The organism is Nitrospiria bacterium, assembly GCA_036397255.1.
Lineage (GTDB): Bacteria > Nitrospirota > Nitrospiria > DASWJH01 > DASWJH01 > DASWJH01.
The window spans coordinates 71543-83904 of sequence record DASWJH010000046.1 but is presented as its reverse complement, the minus strand read 5'-3'; the positions used below and the strand labels follow the sequence as shown (position 1 = coordinate 83904).

Genomic DNA, 12362 nt, shown 5'->3' with positions numbered 1-12362 from the left:
AGATGTCAACCGCGTATACTCCTGAAATGACAGAAAGGAGTGATAAGCCATTTAAACGGTATTAGCGGGTTTTGCGGTAAGTTTAAGGGCAAGAAAATAAAGAAGAGCAATGAGAAGAATCAGACCGACAAACCAAAGAGCACGCTCCTTTAACACATGAACCATTTCGGCTGGGTCATTTAACAAATTAGGCTGATCTCCAATAACTTTGGCCCCAAACCAAGCCAATATCCAACACCAGATTGCGGACCCGAGGATGGTCATTGCGGAATAAATCTTAAAATTCATCCTTACGATACCGGCTGGAATACCGATAAGGTGTCTTATAACGGGGATGAGCCGTGCAAAAAAAACACCCCCGGCTTCATAACGCTCTAACCAACGTTCTGCCCTAAGAAGTTTTGTTTCGGGAATCCAAAAATACTTTCCATATCGAAGCACAATTGGCCGCCCCGCCCAGCGGGCTACCCAGTAGGTAACCGCTGCTCCGATATAGCTCCCTACGGTTCCCGCTACAACCACCCCCCAAAAGTTATAACGGCCCTGCGCGGCCCAGTAGGCGGCAGGGGGGATCACCAGTTCGCTCGGGACCGGGAAGATGGAGCTTTCCATGGCCATGAGGATGATGATCCCCGTATACCCCCAGTCATGGACCCACTGAAACCAAAGGGTGATCATCCAATGCATCTGAAAAATTTCTCCAAAAAAATTATATCAGGACAAATTAAAATTTGAGTATAACAGATAAGGCCGGAATTCAAAATGAATTTTGGATAAGCCGTTTTCAATGTGTTAGAATTAAATGGGTTTTCGAGTATTATTCCATCTCCCCTTAGTCTAAAGGGAACTTTCTTTGGGTTCGACGGTCTAATGGTCCAGGAGGAAAAAAATGATTGGGAGTGGGTCCAGAGGGTACAAAATGGGGAGACCGAGGCCTTTGAGGCACTGGTCATCCGGTATGGGCATCGGATTTTCAATTTATTGTACCGTTGGTTAGGAAATTATGATGAAGCATCGGAGGTGGCCCAAGAGGTTTTTCTATCCGCTTTCCGCGCCATCAAACAGTTCCGGGGGGATTCAAGCTTTTCAACATGGATTTACAGAATTTCCATAAACCAGGCAAAAAACCGGAAAAAAAAACTAAAACCAGATTGGCAAAGGATCGCTTTGGCCCATGGAGGTCCAGAGGAGGGGGGCTTAGAAATTTCCTCTTCCGAGTTAGACCCTTCTCAAGCTTATGAGCAGAAAGAAGTCCAAAAACGGGTTCAGGAAGGAATCAACCATCTTTCCCAAGAGGAAGCCCTTTTGATTCTCCTTCATGATTTTCAGGAAGTTCCCTATGAGGGAATGGCTGAAATTTTAGACCTTCCTTTGGGAACAGTAAAGTCGCGGCTTCACCGGGCCCGGCAATCATTAAAGAAATGGTTGACCCCCTATTTTTCATCAGGCAGGAACAAAACATGAAATGTGATGAAATACAAAACAGCCTTTCAGATTTTTTCGAGGGTTCCCTGAATTCGGAAAAGGTTAATGAAATTCAAACCCATTTATCCGCATGTTCCCGTTGTCAGGGGGAGGCTGAAATATTGACACAAACCCGTAAAGCGGTCAAAAATCTGCCTCCAATCCAACCCCCTCCGGGTTTTTCTCAAAGAGTCATGGGCCGAATTCGGGAAGATGGGGAAAATAGGAAAGAAAGTCCCTTCTGGAGACGCAATTATCCAGCGATAAAGGTCATTGCAACAGTTAATGCGGTGGCGTTAATTGGAATTATAGGCCTTACGCTCCTTTTGAAAAGGGGAGAGGTCCCTCAGGATATGCAAATTGCCAGGGCCCCTTCCGTAGAGAAACAGACGGAAGCCCGAGAGGATGTTGCCTTGCTTGAACAGAAGAGGAAAGGGCTTTCCGAATCTTTAAAATCCCCCAAAGAAGAGGAACCTAAAGTAAAAGGTGAGGTTTTAGGTTTAAATAAAAAAATGGATCCATATGCTGGACCAACGATCGATTTTGCCCAGGAATCTCCCATACAGCAAAGGCAAATGGAAGCAAGCACTGAGGGGAGTGTTGGGGACACTGGGCCAAAGGAATTCGATAATATGAATTCTAGGGTTGGGATAACGCTTACCCCTGACCCTAGTTTGATTGAAAAAAAGATCTTTTCCCAAGAACTGGATGATTTAATCAAGAAGGTAGGGGGAGGTCGATCAAGGTTACTGGTCCATTTTGATAAAAAAGAAGATTCTCAAACTGATTCACAGGTATTTATGCTTCGTATTCCTAAGGATCAGGTGGATCGGTTTAAAAACGGTTTAAATTCTCTTGGGACGGTGGTCAATGGCCAGGTTTTTTCCCCGTCCAAAGAAAGCCCACAAAAAACCATTGCCGGTTTGAAAAAGCCTTCTGGTTCTCCTCAACCCATTCCAACTTCTCCATCCAATGAAGATTTGGAGGGTTCAAGATCAGATTCACCTGTTGTCCAGATTAAACTCACCATTCTTTATCCAAAAAACTAAAAAAAAATAATAATTTAGCTTCTATCTGAATTTTCCTAAAAAAAATGGAACTATTTTAGGTCTCCCTTGTCTAAAGGGTTAGTTAAAAAAAGAAAGGACCTAAAATGGCGCTTAAACCTTCAACCTATAGACCTTTAGATCCCCGTGTATACCAAATCTCAACCCTTACAGGGCTCCTCATTTACGGAATCGGGTGGCTTGATTTTGACATTGAAACAATTAGTCTTTTAATCTTTCCCATCACGGCTCTTATATCCCAATTTCTTTTTACTTGCATTTGGAGACTTCCTAAATTTGACCCGAAAAGTGCTCTTATTTCCGGGCTCTCTCTTTGCCTTCTTCTCCGGACCAACCAGGATTTCACCGCCATTTTCATTGCCATAGTAACAATCGGGAGCAAATTTATCTTTCGATGGAAGGGAAAACATCTCTTTAACCCAACCAATTTTGGAATTGCTGTGTGCATCCTTTTGACTGGAGATGCGTGGGTGTCCCCTGGGCAGTGGGGAAGCCTGGCTTTTTTTGGGTTTTTAATGGCTTGTTTGGGAGGGTTAGTGGTTAATCGGTCGTCAAGAAGTGATGTCACCTATGCCTTCCTAGTTTTCTACCTGGCCATTGTTTTTGGAAGAGCCATTTGGTTAGGGCAGCCTTTTTCAATTCCACTTCACATTCTCCAAAATGGAGCATTTCTCCTTTTCACTTTTTTTATGATTTCAGACCCTAAAACCACACCAAATTCCAGGGCAGGGCGAATTCTATTTGCCCTTTTAGTAGCGATCGGTGCGGGAGTTGTCCATTTTATATTATTCCGACCCAACGGACTCATATGGTCTCTTGCAATTTTTTCATTGACCACCCCATTCATCGATCGGTGGTTCCCCGGAGGAGCATTTCAATGGAAGAGATTTGTTCCAGGGAAAGAGATACAAAATGTAAGGGAACTGGGAAAAAACGTTACGGAATTTTTGCGAACCCATTCACCCCCACCTTCCCTCCCCAGTCAAAGGGGGAGGGATTAAGGGAGAGGGAAAGAGTCTTTTTTGGAGAAAATCATTAATTAAAAGGAGGTTTATTATGAACATTAAAAACATTTTTGGTGTAACCCTGTTTTTGGGAACAATAATTTTCCCCCAAATTGCTTCTTCTTTTTGCGGGTTTTATGTAGCCAAGGCCGACACAAAACTCTTTAACAAGGCCTCGCAGGTGGTATTGGCTCGCCATGATGATAAAACCGTCATTACAATGAGTAATGATTTTAAAGGTGATCCGAAGGAATTTGCAATGGTGATTCCGGTTCCCACCCTTTTGGGAAGAGATCAAATCCATGTGGGGGACAGGGCCCTCCTAGATCATCTTGATGCTTATTCCTCTCCTAGGCTTGTGGAATATTTTGATGGGAATCCATGCCGTGTTTATCAAATGGATGAAAGTGAATTGAAATCTCTTCCTTCTGGTGCTTTAAAGTTTAAAAGGGAAAGAGCCCATAGCTTGGGAGTAACTATTGAAGCACACTATACGGTTGGCGAATACGACATTCTGATTCTTTCGGCTAAACAAAGCAACGGCCTAGAAAGTTGGCTCCGAGAAAACGGATACCAAGTTCCTCAACGGGCTAAAAAGGTTCTAAATAGTTATATCAAGCAAGGGATGAAGTTTTTTGTGGCAAAGGTCGACCTTGAAGAGAAAACCAAGTTGGGATTTTCCTCCTTAAGGCCCCTTCAAGTGGCCTATGAATCCCCCAAATTTATGCTTCCCATTCGGCTGGGAATGGTTAACGCGGATGGTCCTCAGGAAATTTTTATCTACACCTTGACACGAAAGGGAAGGGTGGAGACCACCAACTACCGTACGGTGAAACTACCCACAGGAATAGACCTTCCTTTATACCTCAAGGAGGAGAAACATTTCGGTCGTTTTTACGAGGATATGTTTTCTCACCAAGCAAAGAAGGAAGATATGCGGGTCTTATTTGAGGAGTATGCGTGGGATATGAACTGGTGCGATCCCTGCGCTGCGGATCCCCTTTCGAGGAATGAGTTACGGAAATTGGGTGTCTACTGGCTTAATGATGGACCCTCGAAAAAAGGCTTAAGAAAAGTCATCCCTGGACTTTCCCAAGGGGGACCCCAAGAGGTATTTCTAACCCGTTTGCATGTCCGGTATGACGCGGCCCATTTTCCAGAGGACCTGGTTTTCCAGGAAACCTCCGATCAGCGGAATTTTCAAACCCGGTATGTTCTTCGTCACCCTTGGAAAAAAGAAGATGAGTGTACGGAGGTTGCGTCTTACCGGAGAAATCTAAGGGAAAGGCAGGAAAAAGAGGCCCAGACACTGGCTTCTCTAACCGGTTGGGACATCGATCAGATTCGAGATAAAATGAACATTGAAAATATTGTGGAGGACAAAAAATGGTACCAGTGGATTTGGGATTGACGAGGTTAAAATGAATCAAAACTTGTTAAAGGTTCTCCCGAGGTGAAACCAGAAGAGTCCATTTGTTGGATCATTTTTTGATATACCTTTGAAAAGGGGTAATTGTAAATACGGGTTGGTGGAACCCACAGCCACTGACCCCTCTTTTTTTTATCCCGAAAGAGGCAAAGAAAAGGGTGATAGTGTCCCTTGAAATGGGTGTAGGTATGGGAAACAGGTTTCATCCCATTTTGGACCTCCACATCAAATCCCATTTTTTTATTCAACTCCTTGGTTAGATTCCCGTTGGTTTCCGGAGGGCAATCCAATTCAAAGGTTGGAAATTCCCATAAACCTCCCAATAAACCCTGGTGGGGCCGTTGTTGAATTAAAATTTTTCCTTCGTCTTTAACGATACCTACCAAAAAATAACGGTGGGGAACTGGTTTTTTCTTGATTGAAACAGGGATGAGGTTTTCCTCTCCGTTTGCTTTTGCAAGGCAACACCTCTCAATGGGGCAGAGGTGACACTGGGGATTTTTCGGGGTGCAAACCGTAGCTCCCAAATCCATCAGGGCCTGGTTAAAATCCGAGACTCTCTTCAGAGGAAGCAGTTGCTCAGAGTAAACCCAGAGTTTTTGAATGACATGGGGATCCTTTGGACTCTCTTTAACCGCAAAAAGACGGGACAAAACCCTCTTTACGTTTCCATCTAGTATAGGTTCCCGTTGGTTATAGGCAAGACTTAATATGGCCCCTGCCGTGGATCGTCCAATTCCAGGAAGGCTCTCCAATTCTCTCCGGCAGGTAGGAATGTGTCCCTTAAAATTCTTTTGGACTAAACGGGCGGCTTGGTGAAGGTTCCTTCCTCGGGAATAGTAGCCCAAGCCCTCCCAAAGTTTTAAAACCCTGGAAATCTTTGAGCGGCCCAAAGTGTAAAGGGTGGGGAAAGTTTTCAGGAAATTAGTGTAGTAGGGAATGACCGTAGTAACCTGAGTCTGTTGAAGCATGACTTCCGAAAGCCAAATATGGTAGGGGTTTTTGGTCTTTCTCCAAGGCAAATTTCTTCCTTGGTTATCATACCAATGAAGAAGACAGAGACGAAGGTAGGATCGGTGCCGTGTTTTCATAATCGGTAATCTATACCATAACCCTTTGTTGAAATAAACCTCTTGGTGCATTATAGTACACCCCCATGAGCCTTCTCATCCTCCGCAGAATCCTTTGGGGCGTTCCGGTATTATGGGTGGTTGCTACCCTTACGTTTCTAATCATGCATTGGGTGCCCGGGGGACCCTTTGACCAGGAAAAAAAACTTCCACCCGAAATCCTAGCCAACATAGAAGCCAAATACCACCTGGATCAACCCTTTGGTACCCAATACCTCCTTTATATGAAAAACCTCATTTACGGTGACCTTGGTCCTTCTTACAAATATACCGGTCGGAGTGTTAATGATATTATAAAAGACTCTTTCCCCGTTTCCCTTCAGTTGGGTTTAATCGCCTTAGGTTTTTCCATTCTTGCAGGGCTTTCTTCGGGAATTCTTTCTGCCGTGTTTTTTAATTCATGGATCGATCGCGCAGGAATGTTCTTTGCAACCATTGGAATTTCGTTTCCCAGTTTTGTTTTGGCAGCTTTTTTAATCTTTATTTTCTCAAATGTATTTCATTTTTTTCCTCCCGCCCTTTGGGAAGGGTGGCGTTATACCGTTCTACCGGGAATGGCCCTGGGAGCTGGACCAGCTGCTTACCTTGCACGACTAACCCGTTCCAGCGTTTTAGAGGTGATGAAAAAAGAGTATGTTACTACTGCGAGGGCAAAAGGTTTGGGGGAATTTACGATTTTGTTTAAACATATTTTGAAAAATTCAATGTCTCCCATCGTGACCATTTTAGGTCCCTTAACCGCGGCTTTGGTTACTGGATCTTTCGTCATCGAATTTATTTTTTCGGTCCCAGGGATGGGAAAGTTTTTTGTAACGGCAGTAACCAACCGGGACTATCCCCTGATCATGGGGGTGACGCTGGTCTATTCCTTACTGATTGTTTTGGCCAATCTAATCGTTGACCTTTTTTATACCTATTTGGATCCGAGGACCAGAGTTGACTGAAATCAGCGCCCCTTTACACCCTTGGCAACTTTCGGACTCACCTTGGCATGGGTTTTATGCAAGGTTTCGAAAAAATAAAGCCGCATGTGTGAGTTTTACGTTTCTGTTTCTTTTGGTGGGATTGGCTTTTTTCGCTTCCATCCTGGCTCCCTATTCCTTCGAGGAACAGGACGTTTCTGCCACATTGCAACCCCCCAGTTTCGAGCATTGGATGGGGACGGATCGTCTGGGGAGGGATCTATTCTCCAGGACTCTTTTTGGTACCCGTGTTTCCATGACCGTCGGGATCGTCACGGCTCTTTCTGCGTTGATCATTGGATCACTTTACGGTGCTGTTTCGGGGTATATTGGGGGCCGGACCGATCAAATCATGATGAGGGGGGTTGACGTTGTTTATGCGCTTCCTGACCTCCTTTTGATTATTCTCCTCAACATGGTTATCGGGAGAGGAATTTTAGGTATTCTCATTGCTTTGAGTTTAGTTAGTTGGGTGACGGTTGCTCGATTGGTGCGCGGGGAGGTCTTAAGACTCCGGGAACAGACCTATGTTGAAGCAGCAGTGGCTTTAGGTGCAAATCATACCTGGATTCTTCTTCGCCATCTTTTGCCCAATACTTTAGGATTGTTAATTGTGACGGTTACATTTCGAATTCCCGCTGCCATTTTGGCAGAGTCAACGTTAAGTTTTATTGGAATTGGTATTGCCCCCCCGGATGCAAGTTGGGGAACCCTGGCTAACGAAGGATGGGCAGCGATGAGGTTTTCTCCCCATCTCATTTTATTTCCCAGTTCAATCATTTTTACCACGATTTTAGCCTTTAATTTCCTTGGGGATGGGTTAAGAGACGCCTTTGACCCCAGTATGGACCGATCCCAATAACGCGCAAACCAACCTCAGAAAAAAATCCTTTACCGGAAGAGCCGGTTAAACTAAAATTAACGCTAATGAAAAAAATTACCCTTTCCATCTTTATTTTATCTGTAGCCTTGTTTTTTTCTTCTCCAAATTCTGCCTGGGCTGATACAAAGGTCTATATCTCAATTTCCGTGGGGGGAGGGGCCCTGATTGGAATGGTCGGATATTATTTTCACGTCACCTATTCTTCCCGAATTGCCCAAAAGAAAGAAGAGGAGCAACAAGGAAAAGATCTAAATAAAAAGCTGGCACTCAAAACCTCTTTTTCTTCATCTCCTAAAAAATCTCTTCCTCATTTCCATTCCCTCAACCAGGAGGTTCCTCCTTCAAACCGCTTGGAATTGAATCTGTTTACCTACACCTGGTAAAAAAAAGTTTTCTTTTGGAGTCCTCATTTCCTTAACTTTTTTCACAATTTGATCCCATTCGGATTAAGCTGAAAACCCCCTGACTTGACACATCAGGGGGTTTTGGTAACTTTAAAATGTGCGGAAAAATTGTTTTAAAATAATAAAAATATTACCCTTTTTGGCAGTTGCAGTTGCCCTTCTCCAAGGGGAGGCATTCTCCCAGGAGGTGAGGCTATTTGGATATTCCTTAGGCGAACAGGTAGAACACATCCTGAAAGTCCAGGGAAAACCTAACCTAACCAAAAAAACAAAAAAAGAAGTTCATTGGATCTATTTTTTAAATAAAAACAAAGAGACCTATTTGGTCTTTTCTTTCTCGAAAAAAAGACCCGGTTTATTGTCAGGAATTCAAGTCACTGGGAAAGGAAAATTAGACCGCCCATTATTGCGGGGTCTTCAATTAGGGGACCACAGAAATTTAGTTGAAAGGGTATTTGGAAAACCCGATTTGGAGGAACGGGTAGAGAATATCAACGGGGTTTTAAGCCGTTATTCCAATCGAAATTTTTCTTTTGAGTTTATAGAGGGTCGCCTCTATAGCGTTCGAATCCACCGGAACGTGTTTTTACCTAAAATATTGTTCATCGAAAACTTGAGTTTGTGAATTTCCCGCTATACCAGGGAGCGCAAAAACCGGAGATTTTCCAAATCTTCAAGCATTTCCTTTCCCTTTGGGGTTTCCAAAACCATTGGAATATTTTTAAAACGGGAATCCTTCATCAGTGCACTAAAACCCTCTTTTCCAATAAACCCTTTTCCAATATGTTCATGGCGATCCACCCGGCATCCAATATCTTTTTTGCTGTCGTTAAGGTGAAATGCCTTGATCCGCTGGAGTCCAACCACGTTATCGAACTCTTTCATCACCATTTGATAACCCGTTTGCGATCTTATATCATAGCCGGCTGCAAAAACATGACAGGTATCAAAACAGATTCCTAACCGGTTTGACCCTTCAACCTGATCAAAAATTTTTTTCAAGTGTTCAAACCGATGTCCAAGCGTTGTTCCCTGACCCGCTGTGGTTTCCAAAAGAATCTTCATGTGATAACCCTTGGTTTTTAGATGAAGGGTATTGATACTCTCAGCAATCCAACGAAGACCCTCTTCTTCCCCAGCCCCCAGGTGGGCGCCAGGGTGAGCAACCAAATAGGGAAGATTAAGCGTTTCCACCCGTTCCATTTCTTCCAAAAAAGCGGACACCGATCTTTTCCGATCCTCTTGGTTGGGGCTTCCCAGGTTAATTAAATAAGAATTATGAACAAAAACCATTGAAACCGAAGACTTTTTTAATTTTTTTTTAAACCGTTTTATATCCTCCGGGTTGAGAGGTTTTGCGGCCCATTGGGTAGAGCTCTTGGTAAAAATTTGAACGGCGTCACACCCAACCTGTTCTCCCCGAAGAATAGCGTGATCCAATCCACCTGCAATGGACATATGGGAACCCAATTTCATCTCTAGGATTTCCTCCTTTCCAGTATTATTAAAAATAATAGAAAATTAACACCTCTCCTAAAAGCGATCAAAGGAAAAATGGAAAATGAAGATGGATTTGCCAAAAAGGTGAATGAATTAGTATAATTTAGCGGATTTTAGTTTTTTTTACAATGTTTTGAAATCGACCCTTAGGGGTTGAATTTAATATGAGAGGAAAAAATGGTTTCAAAAAAATCATTATTTGTTTTACTTTTACTTGGTTCAGGAGCTGCTGGGGTGTTCGTTTTCATGAATATTGAGCGGCCTTCTTCTCAATTTTCCGTAGAAGAAAAAACAAATGAGCCAATGAAACTTCAGGTCCCGTTAGAAAAAACAATTGACCAACGCAAACAGTTTTCTCAAAAATTTATAAAAATCACAAAACACACCGCACTTCGTCCACTCTATGAAGAGTATATTGATCAGATTGGCGTCAATGGAATAATGGATGTGGTTCAAAAAATATCCCCCAAATGCCATGGGGAAGGCCATGATCTGGGAAAGGTTATTTTCTCCAAGCTTAATGATTTGGGCTCCTCCTTACGAACCTGCAAAGATGGCTGTTATTCCGGGTGCATGCATGGTGTCTTTATGGAGGTATTTAAATTGGAGGAAAACGGACATTCTCATGGCCCGGCCAGTTCCGAACACCAAGTTCATTCTCTGGTAGAATCGATTAAAGATCGCATTCCTGAAATTTGTTATCAAGGCTCAGTCACCCAAATGTATAAAGAAGGTGATTGTTCACACGCTGTGGGGCATGCCGTCATGTTTGTCTTGGATTATGATATTCCAAGGGCTCTTGGGCATTGCAGGCTGTTTGATCAAGAGGCCTTAAAATACTATTGTGCAACGGGGGCTTATATGGAATATGTGGCGGTCCGGGGACAGGACAAAAAAGAAGGGGAATCCCTTTTTTATCCCTGTGACTCCGAGGAATTCCCCGCGGCCTGTTTTCGGTATAAAATGGTCCATGTCTTTCGAAACCATTTTGCTCATGGAGGAGAATTTACCGATATTGTCAAACAGTGTACGGCCCTAAAAGGAAAATACCGGTTGGGTTGCTTTCATGGAGTAGGCAACGCCCATATGGGAAACATTGCCGCGGGAAACGTGCCAATCAGCTATGTATGTGGTTTTGGGAATAAAGACGATCAATATATGTGTATTGAGGGGGCTGCGGAGCGGATGGGGAAATATCACCCAAAAAATGGATTGCTCCGATGCCAACAGCAGTTGACAGGGTGGAAAAGAGATGTTTGTATTGCCGGGGTTCAACGGAAAATGTATGATTTAAAAAAACCCTTTAAAAACTATTTTTAAAAAAATTTATGTACTTCTTTCTCCCACCAGCTGGCCTTGAATTTGATCCAAAAAAAGAATCAATCCCGCCCCCACTAATGCCATGACAGCGCTGAATGCAAAGAGAGGGGAGGGTCCAATGGTTTTGAAAAAAAAACCGTTAAAAACCAATCCAAACCCCATTCCCATTCCATAGGAAACACTGCTATAAAGGCTTTGTCCACTGGCCCTCAATGGCCGGGGAACCATTTGATGTATTTGAAATACTGAAGCCACATGAAACAAACCAAAAGAAAAGGCATGCAGGAGCTGGGCGATAATTAAGGGGACCACTGACAAGGTGATTGAACATATCCCCCATCGCAGAGCGGCCAGGAGAAGTGAAAGCGTCACCAATGGGAGGGTTCCCAGTTGGGCCAACAAACGCCCCGCAAATACCATGATTAAGATTTCTCCCACAACCCCCTCTGCCCAAAGAAAACCAATGGTTGCTTTGGAATATCCGGTATTTTCCAGGGCAATTGAAAAAAATCCATAATAGGTTCCATGACTGGCCTGCATCAGAAAACAGCAGGTCAAAAATAAGATAACCTCTGGGCGTTTTAAAAAACCGGTTAATTTAAATTGGTTGTCCGAAACACTCACCATTGGGCTTGGAAGCCGTATTGCAGAGATGACATTGAGGGCTAGAAAAACAAGCATTCCCGAAATAACCCATCGGGTGGTTGTATGATCCAAAATAAAACCAAATCCGGTGGATAAAAGGATAAACCCAATGGATCCCCATAACCGGATTTTCCCATAATCCCAATTCCTCTGCTCAATCACTTCCAGAGTCGTCGCTTCCACAAGGGGGAGGGTGGGGGTCCAAAAAACCCCAAAAGCCACCATGACTAGAACCATACCCCAGAAATTTTCAATCCACATATAAAACGAAAAGAAAAAAAAGCTCAGGAGACAACCCAAAACAGTTAGGCCCCTTCGGGCATGCCAATAATCTGAAAGAAAGCCCCATGCTGCGGTAGAAAATATTTTTAGAAAGGGAGGGATGGCTGCCATGAGGCCGATTTGCCACCCCTGAAACTTTAAATCGGCTAAATAGAGGTTAAAGTAGGGGAGATAGATTCCAAGACAGGCAAAAAATGAAAAGTAAAAAACTCGGAAAAGGAAGGGCCGGCCAACGTTCATGCATTCAATTTAAGAAGAGGATAGGCTTTTTC

The 12362-nt window shown here is 43.5% G+C and carries 13 protein-coding genes; 9 read left to right on the top strand and 4 right to left on the bottom strand.

Translation table 11 applies throughout. From position 1 onward, the window contains the following. Window positions 1-51 precede the first annotated feature (51 nt). Complete coding sequence (locus VGB26_05885) at window positions 52-687, bottom strand: DedA family protein (GenBank protein HEX9757313.1); 636 nt, start codon at window positions 685-687, stop codon at window positions 52-54. 183 nt (window positions 688-870) lie between these two features. Here VGB26_05885 and VGB26_05880 point away from each other — a divergent pair, with 183 nt between their 5' ends. The 4 genes from VGB26_05880 (at window position 871) to VGB26_05865 (ending at window position 4946) form a co-directional block, all read left to right on the top strand. Further along, window positions 871-1464, top strand: coding sequence for a sigma-70 family RNA polymerase sigma factor (locus VGB26_05880; protein HEX9757312.1), 594 nt, complete (start codon window positions 871-873; stop codon window positions 1462-1464). Further along, the gene (locus tag VGB26_05875) at window positions 1461-2513 is read left to right on the top strand and encodes a zf-HC2 domain-containing protein (GenBank protein HEX9757311.1); all 1053 of its coding nucleotides are present in this window, start codon (window positions 1461-1463) and stop codon (window positions 2511-2513) included. Before VGB26_05880 ends, VGB26_05875 begins: the two co-directional genes overlap by 4 nt. Window positions 2514-2617: 104 nt before the next feature. After that, window positions 2618-3532 (top strand): RnfABCDGE type electron transport complex subunit D, encoded by a 915-nt coding sequence (locus VGB26_05870; protein HEX9757310.1) that lies wholly within the window; start codon window positions 2618-2620, stop codon window positions 3530-3532. A 55-nt stretch (window positions 3533-3587) separates the two neighbouring features. Further along, a complete protein-coding gene (locus tag VGB26_05865; protein HEX9757309.1) occupies window positions 3588-4946 on the top strand; it encodes a DUF2330 domain-containing protein in 1359 nt (452 codons plus the stop codon). 5 nt (window positions 4947-4951) lie between these two features. Here VGB26_05865 and mutY read toward each other — a convergent pair whose 3' ends face one another. Next, the gene (mutY, locus tag VGB26_05860) at window positions 4952-6106 is read right to left on the bottom strand and encodes an A/G-specific adenine glycosylase (GenBank protein HEX9757308.1); all 1155 of its coding nucleotides are present in this window, start codon (window positions 6104-6106) and stop codon (window positions 4952-4954) included. A 14-nt stretch (window positions 6107-6120) separates the two neighbouring features. Between mutY and VGB26_05855 the strand changes: the two genes are divergently transcribed. From VGB26_05855 to VGB26_05840, 4 genes are all read left to right on the top strand, one after another. Next, window positions 6121-7038, top strand: coding sequence for an ABC transporter permease (locus tag VGB26_05855; GenBank protein ID HEX9757307.1), 918 nt, complete (start codon window positions 6121-6123; stop codon window positions 7036-7038). Next, on the top strand, window positions 7031-7918 hold the full coding sequence (locus tag VGB26_05850; protein HEX9757306.1) for an ABC transporter permease: 888 nt from the start codon (window positions 7031-7033) through the stop codon (window positions 7916-7918). The genes VGB26_05855 and VGB26_05850 overlap by 8 nt, the downstream gene beginning before the upstream one ends. A 65-nt stretch (window positions 7919-7983) precedes the next feature. Next, window positions 7984-8322 (top strand): hypothetical protein, encoded by a 339-nt coding sequence (locus VGB26_05845; protein HEX9757305.1) that lies wholly within the window; start codon window positions 7984-7986, stop codon window positions 8320-8322. 208 nt (window positions 8323-8530) lie between these two features. Continuing rightward, window positions 8531-8968, top strand: a complete 438-nt coding sequence (locus tag VGB26_05840) for a hypothetical protein (GenBank protein ID HEX9757304.1) — start codon at window positions 8531-8533, stop codon at window positions 8966-8968. Window positions 8969-8976: 8 nt separating this feature from the next. Here the strand turns inward: VGB26_05840 and nfo are convergent, their stop codons facing one another. Continuing rightward, window positions 8977-9819, bottom strand: coding sequence for a deoxyribonuclease IV (gene nfo, locus VGB26_05835; GenBank protein HEX9757303.1), 843 nt, complete (start codon window positions 9817-9819; stop codon window positions 8977-8979). Between the two features lie 270 nt (window positions 9820-10089). On the opposite strand from nfo, the gene VGB26_05830 reads away from it, so the two are divergent. Further along, window positions 10090-11163 (top strand): hypothetical protein, encoded by a 1074-nt coding sequence (locus tag VGB26_05830; GenBank protein ID HEX9757302.1) that lies wholly within the window; start codon window positions 10090-10092, stop codon window positions 11161-11163. A 6-nt stretch (window positions 11164-11169) separates the two neighbouring features. On the opposite strand, the gene VGB26_05825 is transcribed toward VGB26_05830, so the two are convergent. Continuing rightward, window positions 11170-12330 carry an MFS transporter gene (locus tag VGB26_05825; protein HEX9757301.1) on the bottom strand — a complete coding sequence of 387 codons (1161 nt, stop codon included), beginning with the start codon at window positions 12328-12330 and terminating at the stop codon, window positions 11170-11172. Between the last annotated feature and the right edge of the window lie 32 nt (window positions 12331-12362).

Excerpts from the sequence above, each read along its gene's own strand:
- VGB26_05875 (HEX9757311.1), top strand. The coding sequence starts at position 1,461 with ATGAAATGTGATGAAATACAAAACAGCCTTTCAGATTTTTTCGAGGGT.
- VGB26_05845 (HEX9757305.1), top strand. The coding sequence starts at position 7,984 with ATGAAAAAAATTACCCTTTCCATCTTTATTTTATCTGTAGCCTTGTTT.
- VGB26_05855 (HEX9757307.1), top strand. The coding sequence starts at position 6,121 with ATGAGCCTTCTCATCCTCCGCAGAATCCTTTGGGGCGTTCCGGTATTA.
- VGB26_05880 (HEX9757312.1), top strand. The coding sequence starts at position 871 with ATGGTCCAGGAGGAAAAAAATGATTGGGAGTGGGTCCAGAGGGTACAA.
- VGB26_05885 (HEX9757313.1), bottom strand. The coding sequence starts at position 687 with ATGCATTGGATGATCACCCTTTGGTTTCAGTGGGTCCATGACTGGGGG.
- VGB26_05870 (HEX9757310.1), top strand. The coding sequence starts at position 2,618 with ATGGCGCTTAAACCTTCAACCTATAGACCTTTAGATCCCCGTGTATAC.
- VGB26_05865 (HEX9757309.1), top strand. The coding sequence starts at position 3,588 with ATGAACATTAAAAACATTTTTGGTGTAACCCTGTTTTTGGGAACAATA.
- VGB26_05825 (HEX9757301.1), bottom strand. The coding sequence starts at position 12,330 with ATGAACGTTGGCCGGCCCTTCCTTTTCCGAGTTTTTTACTTTTCATTT.
- mutY (HEX9757308.1), bottom strand. The coding sequence starts at position 6,106 with ATGCACCAAGAGGTTTATTTCAACAAAGGGTTATGGTATAGATTACCG.
- VGB26_05830 (HEX9757302.1), top strand. The coding sequence starts at position 10,090 with ATGAATATTGAGCGGCCTTCTTCTCAATTTTCCGTAGAAGAAAAAACA.
- nfo (HEX9757303.1), bottom strand. The coding sequence starts at position 9,819 with ATGAAATTGGGTTCCCATATGTCCATTGCAGGTGGATTGGATCACGCT.